Annotated in this window: 17 protein-coding genes; 14 read left to right on the top strand and 3 right to left on the bottom strand. The window is 29.8% G+C overall.

The window, feature by feature from the left end:
• Positions 1 to 3 precede the first annotated feature (3 nt).
• The 9 genes from CD56_RS05465 (at position 4) to CD56_RS05505 (ending at position 7,508) form a co-directional block, all read left to right on the top strand.
• Positions 4 to 621: a thioredoxin domain-containing protein gene (locus tag CD56_RS05465; RefSeq protein ID WP_047208433.1), complete on the top strand. Its 618-nt coding sequence runs from the start codon at positions 4 to 6 to the stop codon at positions 619 to 621.
• Entirely contained in the window at positions 605 to 898 is a 294-nt protein-coding gene (locus CD56_RS05470) for an ATP-dependent Clp protease adaptor ClpS (RefSeq protein ID WP_039626581.1), read from the top strand. Before CD56_RS05465 ends, CD56_RS05470 begins: the two co-directional genes overlap by 17 nt.
• Entirely contained in the window at positions 895 to 3,024 is a 2,130-nt protein-coding gene (locus tag CD56_RS05475) for an AAA family ATPase (RefSeq protein ID WP_047208434.1), read from the top strand. Before CD56_RS05470 ends, CD56_RS05475 begins: the two co-directional genes overlap by 4 nt.
• The gene (gene aat, locus CD56_RS05480; RefSeq protein ID WP_039628570.1) at positions 2,999 to 3,640 is read left to right on the top strand and encodes a leucyl/phenylalanyl-tRNA--protein transferase; all 642 of its coding nucleotides are present in this window, start codon (positions 2,999 to 3,001) and stop codon (positions 3,638 to 3,640) included. Before CD56_RS05475 ends, aat begins: the two co-directional genes overlap by 26 nt.
• A gap of 92 nt (positions 3,641 to 3,732) precedes the next feature.
• Entirely contained in the window at positions 3,733 to 4,164 is a 432-nt protein-coding gene (gene flgB, locus CD56_RS05485) for a flagellar basal body rod protein FlgB (protein ID WP_047208435.1), read from the top strand.
• 10 nt (positions 4,165 to 4,174) lie between these two features.
• On the top strand, positions 4,175 to 4,669 hold the full coding sequence (flgC, locus tag CD56_RS05490; RefSeq protein WP_039618718.1) for a flagellar basal body rod protein FlgC: 495 nt from the start codon (positions 4,175 to 4,177) through the stop codon (positions 4,667 to 4,669).
• 3 nt (positions 4,670 to 4,672) lie between these two features.
• Positions 4,673 to 4,966 carry a flagellar hook-basal body complex protein FliE gene (gene fliE, locus CD56_RS05495; protein ID WP_039628574.1) on the top strand — a complete coding sequence of 98 codons (294 nt, stop codon included), beginning with the start codon at positions 4,673 to 4,675 and terminating at the stop codon, positions 4,964 to 4,966.
• A 3-nt stretch (positions 4,967 to 4,969) separates the two neighbouring features.
• Positions 4,970 to 6,775 (top strand): peptidoglycan D,D-transpeptidase FtsI family protein, encoded by a 1,806-nt coding sequence (locus CD56_RS05500; protein ID WP_047208436.1) that lies wholly within the window; start codon positions 4,970 to 4,972, stop codon positions 6,773 to 6,775.
• The gene (locus CD56_RS05505) at positions 6,765 to 7,508 is read left to right on the top strand and encodes a class I SAM-dependent methyltransferase (RefSeq protein ID WP_047208437.1); all 744 of its coding nucleotides are present in this window, start codon (positions 6,765 to 6,767) and stop codon (positions 7,506 to 7,508) included. The genes CD56_RS05500 and CD56_RS05505 overlap by 11 nt, the downstream gene beginning before the upstream one ends.
• Here CD56_RS05505 and hemH read toward each other — a convergent pair.
• From hemH to CD56_RS05520, 3 genes are read right to left on the bottom strand one after another with little or no spacing between them, the layout of a single operon-like run.
• Entirely contained in the window at positions 7,505 to 8,410 is a 906-nt protein-coding gene (hemH, locus tag CD56_RS05510; RefSeq protein ID WP_047208438.1) for a ferrochelatase, read from the bottom strand. The genes CD56_RS05505 and hemH overlap by 4 nt on opposite strands.
• 2 nt (positions 8,411 to 8,412) lie before the next feature.
• Positions 8,413 to 9,270 carry a Gfo/Idh/MocA family protein gene (locus CD56_RS05515; RefSeq protein WP_047208439.1) on the bottom strand — a complete coding sequence of 286 codons (858 nt, stop codon included), beginning with the start codon at positions 9,268 to 9,270 and terminating at the stop codon, positions 8,413 to 8,415.
• Positions 9,267 to 10,343: a DegT/DnrJ/EryC1/StrS family aminotransferase gene (locus CD56_RS05520; RefSeq protein ID WP_080754593.1), complete on the bottom strand. Its 1,077-nt coding sequence runs from the start codon at positions 10,341 to 10,343 to the stop codon at positions 9,267 to 9,269. Before CD56_RS05520 ends, CD56_RS05515 begins: the two co-directional genes overlap by 4 nt.
• 108 nt (positions 10,344 to 10,451) lie before the next feature.
• Between CD56_RS05520 and alaS the strand changes: the two genes are divergently transcribed.
• The 5 genes from alaS to CD56_RS05545 all read left to right on the top strand — a co-directional run bounded on the left by alaS (position 10,452) and on the right by CD56_RS05545 (position 16,998).
• On the top strand, positions 10,452 to 12,989 hold the full coding sequence (alaS, locus tag CD56_RS05525) for an alanine--tRNA ligase (protein ID WP_047208440.1): 2,538 nt from the start codon (positions 10,452 to 10,454) through the stop codon (positions 12,987 to 12,989).
• Positions 12,989 to 13,531, top strand: coding sequence for a septum formation inhibitor Maf (maf, locus tag CD56_RS05530; protein WP_047208441.1), 543 nt, complete (start codon positions 12,989 to 12,991; stop codon positions 13,529 to 13,531). Before alaS ends, maf begins: the two co-directional genes overlap by 1 nt.
• Complete coding sequence (locus CD56_RS05535) at positions 13,531 to 15,462, top strand: PBP1A family penicillin-binding protein (RefSeq protein ID WP_047208805.1); 1,932 nt, start codon at positions 13,531 to 13,533, stop codon at positions 15,460 to 15,462. The genes maf and CD56_RS05535 overlap by 1 nt, the downstream gene beginning before the upstream one ends.
• A gap of 82 nt (positions 15,463 to 15,544) precedes the next feature.
• Positions 15,545 to 16,438: a protein-methionine-sulfoxide reductase catalytic subunit MsrP gene (msrP, locus tag CD56_RS05540; protein ID WP_047208442.1), complete on the top strand. Its 894-nt coding sequence runs from the start codon at positions 15,545 to 15,547 to the stop codon at positions 16,436 to 16,438.
• A complete protein-coding gene (locus tag CD56_RS05545; protein WP_047208443.1) occupies positions 16,438 to 16,998 on the top strand; it encodes a ferric reductase in 561 nt (186 codons plus the stop codon). Before msrP ends, CD56_RS05545 begins: the two co-directional genes overlap by 1 nt.
• The last annotated feature ends 71 nt before the right edge of the window (positions 16,999 to 17,069 follow it).

Below are 17,069 nucleotides of genomic sequence, written 5' to 3' on the forward strand. Positions count from 1 at the left end.
TTGATGAAAAAATTTGCTTATTTATTTTTTACATTTGCTTTTGCATTTTTAATAAGTGCTTGCTCAAGCGAAGAAAAAATCGAAAACGAATTTGCATTTGCTGAGTATAAAATCGGTGATGAAATTCTTTTAAAAAGTGTCAATGGTGGTGAAAAAACCTTAGTAAGAACACAAAATGGTTTTATGGTAAAAGGCGAAGAGAATAAAATTTTAATGTTTGATTTTTTTGGAACCTTTTGCACACCTTGCCAAGAAGAAGCTACCCATCTAACAAGCTTATGGCAAAAAAATACAGATAATTTTATCATCATAGGGCTTAGTCATTTTGAAAATGTAAGCGATCAAACTGTTAAAGATTTTGCTATTAAATATGGGGCATATTATTTTTTAAGCAATTCTAAAGAAAATGATAGAATTGTCGCACAAGCTTTAAAAGATATCAACTATCAAAGCATGGAACAACTTCCTTTTAAAGTAGTTTTAAAAGATGGTGTTTATCAAGATTTAACAGACTTTTGGAATAAAGACTCAAAAAGTTATGTGAAATATTATCTTGGAAAAGTTTCTACTGAGATTATGCAAGAAGATATTAATAGGATATTAAATGGGTCTAAAAAGTGAAATTTTAGAGCAACAAAAACTAGCAGAACCTAAAATGTTTAAGGTTTTGCTTTTAAACGATGATGTTACCACCATGGATTTTGTAATTGAAATTTTAATGAATATTTTTCATCATGATTTTGAAAAAGCAAGCGCGATCATGCTTGAAATCCATCATCAAGGAAGTGGAGTTTGTGGTATATACACAGAAGAAATTGCACTTAGCAAAAAACAGCAAGTTGACACGGCAGCAAAAAACAATGATTTTCCACTCCAAACAAGGATAGAAGAACAATGAAATATAAAGAACTAATTGACTCATTTATACCAAATGCAAGACATTTAAGCTTTATCAATCATCATGAATTTATCACTTGCGAGCATTTGCTTTTTGCTTTAGTTAAGCTTAGCAATGATTTTAAAAATCTACTTGAAGAAATCGGAGATGGTGATTTACAAGGCTTTGAAAATGAGTTAAAAAACTACTTAGCTAAAAATAACGAAATTTTAAAAAAAGAAATAGAACCTATTTTTTCTGTAATCTTGGAAAATATATTGCACAAGCTAAATGCAAAAAACCAAACAAGTGTGATTGATTTTATTATCGCACTTTGCAAAGAAGAAAAAGCTTATTCTTATAATATTTTAAAAAAACACCTAATAGAAGAAGAAAAAATAAAAGAATTGTTACAAAATGCTGAATTTGAAAATTTAAAAACCCATACCATAGAGCTAGTTGAACTTGCAAAAAAAGGCAAAATCGATCCTGTTATAGGTAGGAAATTTGAACTTGAAAGAATGATGCAAATTCTAAGCCGTCGTAAGAAAAATAATCCTATTTTAGTTGGTGAACCAGGTGTTGGTAAAAGTGCTGTTATAGATGGGCTAGCACTAGCTATAGCTGAAGAAAAAGTGCCAAAACACTTAAAAAACTCAAAAATTTATAGTCTTGATATGGCGAGCTTGCTTTCAGGGACAAAATACAGAGGTGATTTTGAAAAAAGACTAAAAGACATCATTAAAGAATTGGAAAATATCCCTAATGCTATTTTATTTATAGATGAAATTCATACCATAGTAGGGACTGGCGCAAGCAATGAAAGTCATGCAGATATGTCAAATTTATTAAAACCTGCATTAAGTAATGGCAATATAAAATGTATAGGTGCAACTACTTTTATAGAATACAAAAATACCTTTGATAAAAACAAAGCTCTAAGTAGAAGATTTGCAAAAATTGACATAGATGAACCAAGTGAAGAAGAATGTTTTTTGATTTTACAAGGCTTAAAAAGCAAATATGAAAATTTTCACAAAATCAAAATCAGTGATGAAATTTTACAAACAAGTATAAAACTAGCAAAACAATTTTTACATGATAAATTTTTACCAGATAGTGCGATTGATTTAATCGACGAGCTTGGCGCAAGCTTTGCTTTAGAAGATAAAAAAACTAAAAAAATAGTAAAAGTAAAAGATTTAGAAAATACTTTAGCAAGAATGACGCATTCTCATAAAATTTATGAAAGTGATCAAGGTAAAATTCTTAAGAACTTAGAGCATGATTTAAAACAAAACATCTTTGGACAAGATGAAGCTATTAAAGCTTTATGTTCTATTTTAAAACAAAGCTATGCAGGATTAAAAGGTAAAAATATCCCAAAAGGCGTGTTTTTATTTACTGGTTCAAGCGGGGTTGGTAAAACCGAACTTGCTAAAAATTTAGCACAAATTTTAAACCTTAATCTTGAAAGATTTGACATGAGCGAATACTCACAAAAACACGATGTGAGCAAACTCATAGGAACTTCAGCAGGTTATGTGGGCTATGAAGATGGTGGCTTGCTTAGTAATAGTATTAGAAAAAATCCCTTTAGTGTAGTTTTATTTGATGAAATAGAAAAAGCTCATCCTGATTTAACTAATACTTTTTTACAAATTTTTGATAATGCAAGCTTGACAGATAATAGTGGATTAAAAGCTGATTTTAAAAATACTATTATCATTATGACTTCAAATTTAGGTCTCAAAGAAAATAATGAGCTTGGTTTTTTAAGCAGTGATAAAGAAAAAAGTAATAAAGCCATAAAAGATTTTTTTGCGCCTGAATTTATCAACCGTATAGATAAAATCATTCATTTTAATGACTTAAATCAAGAAATTTTAGAACAAATCGTCCAAAAAGAGCTAGATTTAATGGCAAAAAATTTAAATAATATCACCATAGAAGCTGATAAAAAAGTAAAAGAATTTCTTGCTAAAAAAACTAATAATAAAGAATTTGGAGTAAGATTACTAAAACGCATTATTGCTGAAGAATTAGGAGAGAGATTGAGCGATGAGATTTTATTTGGAAAATTAAAAAATGGTGGAAAATTAAAACTCAAACTTTCCAAAAATGAGAAAATCGAATTTGTATTCTAAACTTTTAAAAAGCCCTGATGATGCGCCTGTTTTTATTAGTGAAAAACTAGAAGTAGATTTTATACCTCATGCTTATAGCTTAGGGCTTTTTCCATGGACTAGTAATCCTGTTACTTGGTGGTGCCCTTCTCCTAGAATGGTGCTTTTACCTGATGAAGTGCGCATACAAAAAAGCATAAAAAAAGCTTTAAAAACTTATGAAATAAGACTTGATTTTGATTTTAACTCGCTTATAAGTCATTGCGCAAAAAGAAAAAAAACTTGGATAAGTCAAGAATTTATACAAGTTTATACAAAGCTTTTTAAGCAAAATTTAGCTCATAGTGTCGAAGTTTATGAAAATGATGTTTTAATCGGCGGTTTATATGGACTTATAATAGGTAAAATATTTTTTGGCGAAAGCATGATAAGTCTTAAAAAAGATGCCTCAAAAGTAGCCCTAATAAGACTTTGTGAGTTTTTAAAACCATATGATTTTTTAATAGATTGTCAAGTACCTAACGAGCATTTAAAATTTATGGGTGCTAAAGAAATGACAAAAAAAGATTTTTTAAAAACACTAGAAAAAAAAGTTTCGCTTGAAAGTGGCTTTAAAAATTTCAAAAATTTACTATAAAAAGATATACTTATAGATAAACAAAATTGCATAAATATTTTGGAATGATTTTTGCTTTTAGTCTATAAAAGCTTTATTTTAAAGGAAAAACTATGATAAGCCCTTTTAAATCAAAAGAACTTATTGTTGATGCTTTAGCAGGAAGAAACCTAAGAAGTCAAATGATTAATTCTAACCTTGCAAATGTTGATACTCCTTTTTATAAAGCAAGAGATATAGAATTTGAAACTGCTTTAGTTAATAGAGCAAATGAAATTTTTAAAAAGAAAGATACTAAAGAGCTTGAATTAGCAAGTACAGATGCAAATCATCAAAAACCTTGGAAATTTCCAGATCCTAATAAATCAACTATTTATTTAAGAGATGGACATTTAGCAAGAAATGACGCAAACACAGTAGATCTTGATGTAGAAACTACTGAAATGAGTAAAAATACTATGATGATTACTGCTTTAGATGGTGTTTTAAGAAGACAAAGTAATATTTTTTCAGCCATCATAGACACAAGCTCTAAATTAGGCTAGGAGAAAAATAATGGCTTATTTAAGTGATTTTGATATTAGCGGATACGGACTTAGTGCTCAACGCTTTAGAATGAATGTAATTAGCTCAAATATAGCTAATGCAAACACTACCAGAACAGCAGAAGGTGGTCCGTATAGAAGAAGAGAAGTGATTTTTAAAGCAACTGATTTTAATGAATTGCTAAATAAACAAATTGCTAAAGATAATAATTTTTTAGAATATGAAAATCCTTTAAATGATCCAGCTTCACAAAAAGATGCAAAACCTGCTATAATGAGTGTAGTGGTTGATAAAGTTGTAAGAGATGATAAAGATTTTCGTATGAAATTTGATCCATCTCATCCAGATGCGAACGAACAAGGCTATGTTGCTTTTCCAAATATAAACCCGGTAATTGAAATGGCCGATTTAATAGAAGCAACAAGAGCTTACCAAGCAAATGTAAGTGCTTTTACAAGCACTAAAACTATAGCACAAAGTGCGATAGATTTACTAAGAGGTTAATAAATGAACACTATTAATGGTATAAATCAATTTAACAATATTAATAACAAAAACAATAACAATAACGCAAGTATAGGCGATGAGTTTTCAAATTTATTGAAAAATTCTATCAATGACCTTAACAAAACGCAAGAAACAGCTGAAGCTGCTATGGTAGACATTGCAACAGGTGAAGTAAAAGATTTACACCAAGCAGCAATCGCAATTAGCAAAGCTGAATCAAGTATGAAATTTATGCTTGAAGTTAGAAATAAGGCTATAAACGCATATAAAGAAATTTCAAGAACTCAAATTTAATATATGCTTTCAAACACCATTAGAAATAGAGTTTCAAAGGTAGCTTTTGCTTTTTGTATGGCTCTGTTTTTTATGGCCTTGTTTTTACTTTCTACTTTTTTTCTAACCTCAAAACGCCATATACCAAACACCCAAAAAGAGCAATATTTTTCCGCTCTTAGAGGTAATATCATCACAAGCGATAATTTTACAGTAACCTCTAGTAGACAAATTTATAGAGCTGAAATTGATCTAAGAAGTTTAAATCCTGATAAAAAAGATTTATTTTTAACACTTTTTCAGATTTATAGTGGCGCAAGCGATGAGCAAATGCAAGATATCAAAAAAAGAATGCTTGTGAAGAAAAAAAGAAGCTATAGTTTTATTTTGCTCCAAGATATTAATTCAAAAGATGCAAGCTATTTAAAAGAATTAGCCAAAAAACTTTATACTCAAGGATTTTTTAAGTCTTTTACAAATAGTAATGGCAGGGTTGAAACAAGAGGGCTTGATATTATAGAACACAAAGAAGATCGTGTGTATATGCCAAAAGATTCTCTTACTCCAATCATAGGTTATACAAGAGCTTATATGGATGAGCAAAGTGAAATTTTTAAAAATGTAGGTATAAAAGGTTTAGAAAAATACTACAACGAATGTTTAAATCCTTTACAAAATGCAAAAATTCAAGGCTTAAGAGATATAGGTGGTAATATTATATTGAATTCGCACTCTTATGAAAAGCGGAAAATAGATGGTTGTAATTTATACTTAAATATTTCACTAAAACTTCAAAAAGGTTTAGAAAAAGCTATTGATAAAAGAAATGAAGATCTAAAAGCGAATGAAATTATAGTTGCGATTATGGAAAGTAAAAGTGGGAAAATTTTAGCCCTTGCTAGTTCAAGAAGGTATGATCCACAAAATCGTGGAAAAGATCTTTCTGTGCTTAATGCAAGTGCAATAGAATATGGCTATGAAGCAGGTTCTGTTATAAAACCTTTTATATTTACCACTGCTTTAATGCTTGATAAAATCAAAGTCAATGAAATCATCAATACCCAAGGTGGTCAATATAAGCTTGGTCGTTTTACCATACGCGATGATCATAGAAAAGATAAAATGAGCATGGAAGAAGTTATCACCTACTCTTCAAATGTTGGTATGATTAAAATTGCCCAAAGATTAAGCAATCTTGAAATCATCTCAGGGCTTAGAATTTTTCGTTTTGGAGAAAAAAGTGGTATTGATCTTCCTTATGAACAAAAAGGAGAAATACCAAACCCAAAAAGATTAAGAGAGGTAGAAAAATCCGTATTGAGCTATGGTTATGGTCTGAAAACAACTTTCATGCAACTTCTAGCTGCTTATAATGTATTTAACAATGATGGAATTTATATCACACCGCAAATTGCAAATAAAATTTATCAAGATGGACGCTTAATAAAACTTGATGATGAAGTTAAAAAAGAAAAAATTCTCTCAAGTAAAGCTGCCAAAGAAATGCAACAAATTTTAATCAATGTTATAGAAAAAGGAACAGGTAAAAAAGCACAAACTCAAGGCATTATCATAGGTGGTAAAACAGGTACAGCTAGGATTGCTGAGAGAAAAGGCTATACTTCAAATCGCTACAATGCTTCATTTTTTGGCTTTGCAAATGATGAGAAAAATAATTATACCATAGGGGTTTTGGTAAGAAATCCTACCAAGGCTTATAGTTATTACGCTGCACAAAGTGCTTTACCTATGTTTAAAGATACAGTAAATCTTATGATAAAAGAAAGTTATTTAAAACCAAATCAACAGGGATTAATTAATGGAAATTAACTATTATAATAATCTTTGTAGTGAAATGTATGATATTTTACATAATAAAGCACCTCAAGACGAATTAGATTTTTATTTATCATATGCTAAAAAAGAATATAAAATTTTAGAACCTTTATGTGGAAACGGAAGATTTATGATTCCTTTTTTAACACAAGGTTTTGATATTATAGGAATAGATTCTTCTGAGGAAATGTTAAGAAAACTAAAACAAAAATATCCCCTTGCGCAAACATTTTGCGCTGATTTTTTAAAATATAATTTCAAAGAAAAATATGATTATATATTTATCCCATCAGGATCAATTTCTCTATTTACTAATATCACAGAATGCAAGATTGTTTTAAAAAACATAAAAAACGCATTAAAGAAAGATGGAGTATTTGTATTTGCAGTAGACAGCATAAACACAAAAAGCTATAATGATGATAACTATAAAATAACATCATCGGTATCAACTCATAACGGCTTCAATCTTGTGTTGAAAAATAAAAGTTACTTTGACGAAAAAACACAAACTCAATTTTATCCTAGCATATATGAACTATACGATGAAGATAAATTAATAAAAAGCGAATATATGGATTTTCAAATACATTTATATAGACAAGGAGAAATGGAAGATTATTTAAAAGAAGTTGGTTTTACAAAAATAAATTCTTATTTTTCTTTTTCAAAAACTCTTATAAACAGCAACCAATCTGATTTCTTTTTATACGAATGTAGCCATTAAATATCTGTTTTATTTAAGACAAACTCTATAAATTCATCGCTATCATTAGGGCAAGCAATAAGCTCATAATCACTTTTTGCTAAGTGTCTATACTCAATTCCAAGCTCAAAAATCGTTTCAGAACAATCTATACAAAAAGATATTGGGTAAATCAAAGCTTTTTGGTCTAAATTTTCTAAAATATCACTTGTATTTGGTTCAAGCCATTTTACTGGACCTAGTTTTGATTGATAGGATAAAATGATTTGATCAAATTCATTTTTAAGTTTTTCTTTTAAAATACTCACATGCTCTTGTACATGTTTTTCATACAAATCACCTTTTTTAATCACTGAAAGTGGTAAAGAATGAGCAGAAAAAATCAAAGTTTTATAATCACATTCTTTCTTTTTTTCTAAAATATGCTTTATGATCATTTCATTATAAAGTTCATCTTTATAAAAAACATCAATGACTTTTACATTAGCTTGATTTTGGATATTTCTTAGCTCATTTTGCACCACTTCTAAAGAACTAGTTACAGTGGTTTTAGAATGATGAGGATATAAAGGAAATAAAATGATTTCATCATTTTTTTGAAAATCATATTTTGAAAAAACATCATTTGCAAAGGGTGACACATAAAGACTAATAAAATCAAAGTTATATTCTTTAGTTTTAGAATTTAATTTATCACATAAACTTTGTGTGATTTGAGTAAGCGGGGATTTCCCGCCCATTTTTTCATAGTTTTGCTTCATAGCTTTTAGTCTTGATTTTCTTATCATAAAGGCTACAAATTTTCTTAAAAAAACATTTTTTATCCCTAAAATATAAGGATCATTAAACATATTTTTTAAAAAAACTTCACATTCATCAAGTTTATTAACCCCGCCCATATTTAAAAAAAATACATATTTCACTATCAAACACCTTCTAAAATTTCTTGCACTCTCAAAGCATCTTCAATGCTAGCTAAATTTTTACAAACCCCATTTTGCAAAAGCTCAAAAAAGTCTTCATGCTCAGCATACAAAGGAGAGTTTTCATATAAATTTGGAATTTTTTGCGTATTAATAAAAAGTTCAAAATTTTTAAGATCAAGTTCATAAGTATGTTTTTTACCTAAAAGTGTGATTTTTCTTATAATGCATTGTCCATTCCAGCTATCATGAATACTTGCTAAAATATTTTCTAATTTTAAGCTTATCATTACCTCATCTTCAAATTTATAATGATGAAAACTTTTATAAATATTTGCTTTTAAAATTTGCTCTTGACTTAAAAATCTAACTAAGTCAATATCATGCACACTAAGATCACTTAAAACACCTACATCATTTATTCTTTGTGGATAAGGCGAAATTCTTTGTATGTTAATACTTATAATCTCATCTTCTAAAAGTTTTTCTTTTAAAGTTAAAACAGCAGGATTAAATCTCTCACAAAAACCCACCCCTACTCTGACTTTATTTTCTCTAGCTTTTTGATTTAAAGTTAAAATTTCATCAACATTTAATGCCAAAGGCTTTTCTATCAAAACATTTTTTATTTTAGGAAAAACTTTCAAAGCTATGTCTAAATGCGTATGAGTAGGCGTAGCAATGATAACACCATCAAGATTTTGCTTTAAAAAATCATCAAAATTTTTATACAAAAAGTGTTTAAATTCATCTTTACAAAAAGGATCATAAAGATGAATTTCTTTTACTTTTAAATTACGCTCAAGTTCTCTTAAATGGTTTTTACCCATTTTACCAAGGCCCATAAGCCCTATTTTCATTTAAAAGCCTCAATCACTCTAGATTGGTGCTCTTCTTTTAAAAATGCACTCATAGGTAAGGATAAAATTTCATCACTTAAAAGCTCTGTATTTGGTAAATCACCCTTTTTATAAGCAAGATAATCAAAAGCTTCTTGCAAATGAAGTCCTAAAGGATAATGCACAGCAGTAGGTATGCCTTGCTCTTGTAATTTTTGCATGAAATTTTCTCTATTCTTTACACGCACGCTATATTGAGCCTGGGCACTCACAAAACCATCTTTCCTTGGCGGTAAAATACAATTTTTTAAATTTTCATCATAAACTTTTGCTATTGCTTCTCTTTTTTTAATCTCTTCATCTAAATATTTTAATTTCACATTTAAAATAGCTGCTTGGATAGTATCAAGCCTTCCATTAATACCGATGTATTTATGCTTATATCTTTGCACTTGTCCATGATTTAAATAAATTTTTATTTTTTGTGCTAATTCATCATCTTGGGTAAAGATCGCTCCACCATCTCCATAAGCACCTAAAGGCTTAGATGGGAAAAAGCTTGTGCAAGATATATCAGCTATAGCACATGATTTTATGTCTTTTTGACTAGCTCCAAAACTTTGCGCACTATCTTCTATCAAAGCAATATTTTGACTTTTACAAAGCTCTTTTAGAGCAAACATATCAGGCATAAGCCCAAAAATACTCACAGCAATTACAGCTTTAGTTTTAGGCGTGATAGCACTTTGAACTTTTTCTAAACTAAGATTATAATCTTTAAAATCAATATCCACAAAAACAGGCTTAGCACCGATTAGAGCAACCATTTCAGCTGTAGCTATAAAGGTAAAACTTGGCACTATTACCTCATCATCTCTACCCACGCCCAAAGCCATCAAGGCTAAAAATAATGCACTTGTACCACTTGAACAACCTATTGCGTGTTTAATACCTACATATTTAGCTAAATTGTTTTCAAATTCTTCTAATTTTGCACCACCTATAAAAGAGCTGCTTTGTAAAACTTCACTAATGGCCTCATCGATTTCATTTTTATAAGCATTATATTGAGCATTTAAGTCTATAAAAGGAATTTTCATTGTATTACCTTAGTAAATTTAAAATCATGATTATAAGATAGTTTTACTTAATTTAAAGTATTTTTGGTATTATTTTAAGCAAAAAACTAGCTAGGAAAATCTATGGATATAAGAAAAGAATATTTAGAATTTTTTAAGTCAAAAGGACATGAAATCACTCCTTCGAGCCCTTTAGTTCCTGATGATGCAACTTTACTTTTTACTAATGCAGGTATGGTGCCTTTTAAAAGTATATTTACCGGAGAAGTACCACGCCCTAATCCTCCGCGTAAAACAAGTTGTCAAACTTGTATAAGAGCTGGTGGAAAACATAATGACTTAGACAATGTAGGCTACACAGCAAGACATCATACTTTCTTTGAAATGCTTGGAAATTTTAGTTTTGGAGATTATTTTAAAGAACAAGCCATTGCTTATGCTTGGGAGTTTGTAACTGAAGTTTTAAAACTACCTAAAGAAAGACTATATGTAACTGTACATGAGAGCGATGATGAAGCATATGAACTTTGGCAAAAACATATAGAAAAAGAAAGAATTTATAAATTTGGCGATAAAGATAATTTCTGGCAAATGGGCGATACTGGACCATGCGGGCCTTGTAGTGAAATTTTTTATGATCAAGGTGCTGAGCATTTTAATTCTAATGAAGATTATATGGGTGGTGATGGAGATAGGTTCTTAGAAATTTGGAACCTCGTTTTCATGCAGTATGAAAGAAGTGCTGATGGCACACTTACTCCATTGCCAAAACCTAGTATTGATACAGGCATGGGACTTGAAAGAGTTAGTGCTATAAAAGAAGGAAAATTTAGCAATTTTGATAGTTCTTTGTTTATGCCTATTATTGAGAGTATTGCAAAACTTTGTGGCAAAACTTATACTTATGAAAATGGGGCTAGCTATAGAGTAATCGCTGATCATATTAGATCAAGTGTATTTTTACTTGCTCAAGGAGTTGGTTTTGATAAAGAAGGCAGGGGCTATGTTTTAAGAAGGATTATGCGCCGTGCCTTAAGACATGGATATTTATTAGGTCTTAAAAGAGCTTTTATGTATGAGCTTGTAGATGTAGTGTGCGAGTTAATGGGTGAGCATTATACTTACTTAAATGAAAAAAAAGAATTTATCAAAGAGCAGATTAAACTAGAAGAAGAAAGATTTTTAAGCACCATTGAAAATGGTATAGAAATTTTTAACGAAGAACTTAAAAAAACTAAAGATATTTTTAGTGGTGAAGTAGCTTTTAAACTTTATGATACTTATGGTTTTCCACTTGATTTAACCCAAGATATGCTAAGAGAAAAAAATCTTAGTGTAGATGAGGCTAAATTTAATGAGCTTATGCAAGAACAAAAAGACAGAGCCAAAGCTTCTTGGAAAGGAAGCGGGGATAAAGCAATTAGCGGAGACTTTAAAGTTTTATTAGAAAAATTTGGTAAAAATACTTTTAGTGGTTATGAAAATTATGAAGAAAAAACTAAAATCATGGCCATTTTAGATGAAAATTTTAAAATCATAACCGAAGCAAAGGCAGGAGATATAGCATGGTTAATGCTTGAAAAAACTCCATTTTATGCAACAAGTGGAGGGCAAAGTGCTGATATAGGTTTTATCAATGAAAATGAGGTTTTAGATACACAAAAATTCTTTGATATTAATCTTAGTCAAGTGAAATTAAAACAAAATCTTAAAACAAATGATGAAGTGTTGGCTTGCATAGATACTAAAAAAAGAGAGCAAATCGCAAGACATCATAGTGCGACACATTTATTACACCATGCTTTAAGAGAAATTCTTGGCTCACACATTAGTCAAGCAGGTTCTTTGGTAGAACACAATAAATTAAGATTTGATTTTACTCACCCAAAAGCCCTAAACAAAGAAGAATTAAAACAAATAGAAGCTTTGGTAAATACTTACATCATGCAAGCAAACGAAGCTAAAATTGAAATTTTAGCTTTAGATGAAGCTAAAAAAAGTGGTGCCATAGCTTTATTTAGTGAAAAATATCAAGAAAAAGTAAGAGTTTTAACCCTAGGAGCTAGTAAGGAGCTTTGTGGTGGCACTCATGTGAAAAATAGCTCTGAAATAGGAAGTTTTTACATCATCAAAGAAAGCGGTGTTAGTGCTGGAGTAAGAAGAATAGAAGCAGTGGTAAGCAAAGCTGCACTTGATTATGTTAATGAAAATTTAAAAGAACTAAACCAAGCTAAAGAAGAGTTAAAAACTCATGATATTTTAAGCTATGTAGCAAAATTAAAAAATGAAATAGCTAGTTTAAAAAATGAATTAAAAAATTCGAGCAAAGCAGAATTAAACTCTAAAGAACTAAATGGCATTCAATATTGTGTGCAAAAAATAGACAGTGGCGATATAAAAACCATGATAGATGAGTTTAAAAATAAATTTAACAAAGCTGTGATTTTACTTTTACAAGAAAAAGAAGGCAAAATCATCATCGCAGCAGGTGTTAAAGACACTTCATTAAAAGCTGGTGTTTTGGTAAAAGAAATTGCGCAAATACTTGGTGGAAACGGTGGCGGTAGGGATGATTTTGCAACAGCTGGCGGTAAAGATACAAGCAAAATAGAACAAGCACTTGATCATGCTAGAAAAATCATAGAAGAAAGTCTTGCTTAATGCTTTATTTAGCTTCAAGTTCACCTTCACGCGTTGCTTTATTAAAAGAAACAAATATCGCTTTTGAGCAAATTATTATCGATTATGATGAGAGCTTGGTAAAAAAAGACAATCCAAGCTCTTATGTGCAAAAAATTGTTTTAGAAAAAGAAAGACAGTTTTTTGCAAAATATCCTGACTTAAAAAATGTTTTATTTGCTGATAGCATAGTTTGTGCTCAAAATATCATTCTAACTAAAGCTAAAAGTGACAATGAGGCTTTTAATATGCTCAATTTGCAAAGTGGTAAAAGCATTAGCGTTTTAAGCGCGATGATTTTGGTTTTAGAAGATAAAAAGATTTTTAATCTTAGCAAGTGTGATTTGATTTTGAATAAATTTGATCTAAAAGATATGCAAGAATACATTGAGTCAAAACTTTATCAAGGTAAAGCCGGAGCTGTGATGTGTGAGGGCTTTCATAAAAAATACATTAAAAAAATCATAGGCCATCAAAGTACAGCACTAGGGCTTAATATAGAACTTTTGAAAGCATTTTTATGATAAAAATTTTAAAAATATTTCTTTCTTTTTGTATAGTGTGTGCGGTTGGAGTTTTTATATTTATTGCTTATTTGTTTTCTGATTCTGATTTAAATCAATACACTTTTAAAGATTACAAACCACCTCTTACAACACAAATTTTTGATAAAAATGGAAAATTAGTTGCAAATGTTTTCGAGCAACACCGCTTTTACGCTCCTTATGAAGAGCTCCCACCAAGACTTATAGAAGCTTTGGTGGCTATTGAAGATACTAGCTTTTTTGAACATGGTGGGGTTAATATAGATGCGATTTTTAGAGCAGCTATTAAAATCATAAGAAGCGGTGGAAAAACCATGGAAGGAGCCTCCACTCTTACGCAACAATTCATAAAAAATACAGAATTAACCCCTGAACGCACTTTAAATAGAAAACTAAAAGAAGCTTTGCTTGCATATAAGATAGAAAGCACTTTAACTAAAGAGCAAATTTTAGAAAGATATTTAAATTTCATCTTCTTTGGACATGGATATTATGGAGTAAAAACCGCTGCGCTTGGGTATTTTAGAAAAAATTTAGATGAGCTTAGTTTGAAAGAAATTGCCATTTTAGTAGGTATGCCAAAGGCTCCAAGCACTTATGATCCTACTAGACATTTAGATCTTTCTTTAGCAAGAGCAAATAGCGTAGTACAAAGGATGTATAATCTTGGTTGGATTTCTAAAGAAGAGTATAAAAATGCCTTAAAAGAGATTCCAAAAGTATATGATGATACTTTAACACAAAATGCAGCTCCTTATGTTACTCAAGAAGTTTTAAAACAACTAAGCGGAATTAAAGATTTAAAAAGTGGTGGTTATAAAATAGAACTTGCCATCGATCTTGATGTACAAAGCATTGCAAGAGAGGCTTTAAAATTTGGCTATGATGAAATAGTTAAAAGAGATAAAGATGCAAATTTAAGCACACTTAATGGAGCTATGATAGTAGCAAATCACCAAAATGGAGATATATTAGCTTTAGTAGGTGGGGTAAATTACACAAAAAGTAATTTTAACCGTGCTACTCAAAGTTTAAGACAGCCTGGAAGTTCTTTTAAACCTTTTTTATACCAAATTGCTATTGACATGGGCTATTCTCCTATGAGTAAGATTGCTGATATTTCAAGGATTTTTGAAAGTACCAAAAAAGATGAAAAAGATTGGAAACCTAAAAATTTTGGTGGAAAATTTCTAGGACTTATAAGTTTAAAAGAAGCACTAACTGGCTCAAGAAACCTAGCTACTATAAATTTAGCTCTTGCTTTAGGACTTGATGTAATCCACGATAAACTTAGTTTTATGGGTTTTGAAAATATACCGGTTGATTTATCTATAGTTTTAGGTAGCTTTGGAATTTCTATTTATGATTATGCTAAACTTTATACAGTATTTGGGAATTATGGGGTGCAAAAAGATTTAATACTCATTAAAAGAGTAATCGATAAAAATGGCAAAATAGTAGTAGAGTTTAACTCTGGAGAAAGAAAAATCAGCGAACCCGAGCAAGCCTTTTTAGTTAATGATATGATGCAAAATGTTGTTAAAAAAGGCACTGGGCGCAATGCTAGAGTAGAAGGGATTGAAATAGCTGGAAAAACAGGTACTTCAAACAAAAGTATTGATGCGTGGTTTTGTGGATTAACTCCTGAAATAGAAGCTATCATATGGTATGGCAATGATGATAATAAACCTATGAAACAAATCGAAGGTGGCGCAAGGACTGCTGCTCCAGTTTTTAAAGAATTTTTAACAAAATACTTAGAACTTTATCCTGATAGCGCTAGAAAATTTATCATTCCAAAAGGGGTTCATCAAGGAATTTATGAAAAACAAAAAGAGTATTACACCAATACCTCCCCATTTCCAAAAAACAACCCTGCTTTATCTGAAAATAGTGAAATAATTTTTTAAAATATTTTTTATAAAATAATAAAAATTATCCTTTCATTTTCCTTTATATGTTTTAATATCATAAAATATATAAAGGATTTTTATGAATATCACAAACGAGCAATTGTACAACAAAAGACGTCACTTTTTAAAGTTAGGTGCTGGAGCTTTGGTTAGTTCAGCCTTAGTTCAATCTGAATTAATGGCATTAAATTTCTTTCCTGATCCTAATAATGAAAAATTAAAACTTAGCGATGAAAAAATTGCAACTAATTATGTTAATTTTTATGAATTTTCTACTGATAAAAAAAGAGCTGTTGAGCTTGCAAAAAATTTCAATACAAAGGGCTGGAAAATAGAAGTTAGTGGGGAAGTTGAAGAGCCTTTGACTTTGACTATGGAAGATTTATTAGCCTTTCCTTTAGAAGAGAGAATTTATAGATTTCGTTGTGTTGAAACTTGGTCTATGGTTGTGCCTTGGGTTGGTTTTGAATTACGCGCTTTGATAGAAAAATGCAAAGTTAAAAGTGAAGCTAAATTTATAAAATTTACCACTCTTTTTGATAAAAATCAATTTGCTGACCAAGCTTCATTTTTCCCAACTCTTGATTATCCTTATGTAGAGGGCTTAAGATTAGATGAAGCTATGCACCCACTAACACTTATGGCCGTAGGAATGTATAAAAAGCCTTTATTAGGACAAAATGGAGCACCAATTCGCCTTGTAGTTCCATGGAAATACGGCTTTAAAAGTATCAAATCTATTGTAAAAATAGAATTTACCAAAGAACAACCTAAAACCACATGGGAGTTAGCAAACCCTAGAGAATATGGTTTTTATGCTAATGTTAATCCAAATGTTTCTCATCCAAGATGGTCTCAAGCGAACGAACGTCCTTTGGGAGATTTTTTCACTAAACCTACGCAAATGTTTAATGGTTATGAAAAAGAAGTAGCGCATTTATATAAAGATATGGATTTAAAGGTTAATTTTTAATGAACAAAAAAGTTTATAATATCGGCGGATTTTTAGCATTTACTTTAAGTGTTATTTTTAGCATTTATCAAATCAAGCAAGAATTTGATATTGTAAAATCTTTGTATTTTTATAGTGGTATATTTGGCTTAATCTTTTTTGGATTAAGCCTATTTTTTTCACTTTTAAAGTATAAGCACACAAAAGATTACCCTAAATTTTTAGGTTTTTATGCTTTTTTTTGGGCTTTAATCCACTTTTTAAATTATTTTGCTTTTGGAAAAAATTTAGATCTAATACTTTTTTTCAAAGATACTTTTAGTAAAAATTTAGAATTTAGTGGCTTTGTATGCTTTTTCATACTCTCACTTATGTTTATAAGCTCTTTTAATTTTTTAAAAAAATTAAGTAAAATAAGAAAACTCGGATATTTTTGTTTTTTGCTAGTAGCTTGGCATTATTTTTTATCTGCAAAAATACCACAAATTCCACATTTTTTAGCTTTAAGCCTAGCCTTTATTTTTCTACTTATTAAATTATATAAAAATTATAAAAAGAGAAAAAAAGTAACTTTTTTGTAATTTCTTTCAAAAATACACATTGTTTAAGAAAAATAATATAAAGTTGTCCTTAAAATAAGATGTAATATATC

Origin of the sequence: Campylobacter lari, assembly GCF_001017575.1 — a bacterium.
In the GTDB taxonomy this organism is placed as follows: domain Bacteria; phylum Campylobacterota; class Campylobacteria; order Campylobacterales; family Campylobacteraceae; genus Campylobacter_D; species Campylobacter_D lari_C.

Bases quoted from the DNA above. Each gene is read 5' to 3' on its own strand.
- CD56_RS05465 (WP_047208433.1), top strand. From the start codon at position 4: ATGAAAAAATTTGCTTATTTATTTTTTACATTTGCTTTTGCATTTTTA.
- CD56_RS05470 (WP_039626581.1), top strand. From the start codon at position 605: ATGGGTCTAAAAAGTGAAATTTTAGAGCAACAAAAACTAGCAGAACCT.
- CD56_RS05475 (WP_047208434.1), top strand. From the start codon at position 895: ATGAAATATAAAGAACTAATTGACTCATTTATACCAAATGCAAGACAT.
- aat (WP_039628570.1), top strand. From the start codon at position 2,999: ATGAGAAAATCGAATTTGTATTCTAAACTTTTAAAAAGCCCTGATGAT.
- flgB (WP_047208435.1), top strand. From the start codon at position 3,733: ATGATAAGCCCTTTTAAATCAAAAGAACTTATTGTTGATGCTTTAGCA.
- flgC (WP_039618718.1), top strand. From the start codon at position 4,175: ATGGCTTATTTAAGTGATTTTGATATTAGCGGATACGGACTTAGTGCT.
- fliE (WP_039628574.1), top strand. From the start codon at position 4,673: ATGAACACTATTAATGGTATAAATCAATTTAACAATATTAATAACAAA.
- CD56_RS05500 (WP_047208436.1), top strand. From the start codon at position 4,970: ATGCTTTCAAACACCATTAGAAATAGAGTTTCAAAGGTAGCTTTTGCT.
- CD56_RS05505 (WP_047208437.1), top strand. From the start codon at position 6,765: ATGGAAATTAACTATTATAATAATCTTTGTAGTGAAATGTATGATATT.
- CD56_RS05515 (WP_047208439.1), bottom strand. From the start codon at position 9,270: ATGAAAATAGGGCTTATGGGCCTTGGTAAAATGGGTAAAAACCATTTA.
- alaS (WP_047208440.1), top strand. From the start codon at position 10,452: ATGGATATAAGAAAAGAATATTTAGAATTTTTTAAGTCAAAAGGACAT.
- maf (WP_047208441.1), top strand. From the start codon at position 12,989: ATGCTTTATTTAGCTTCAAGTTCACCTTCACGCGTTGCTTTATTAAAA.
- msrP (WP_047208442.1), top strand. From the start codon at position 15,545: ATGAATATCACAAACGAGCAATTGTACAACAAAAGACGTCACTTTTTA.
- CD56_RS05545 (WP_047208443.1), top strand. From the start codon at position 16,438: ATGAACAAAAAAGTTTATAATATCGGCGGATTTTTAGCATTTACTTTA.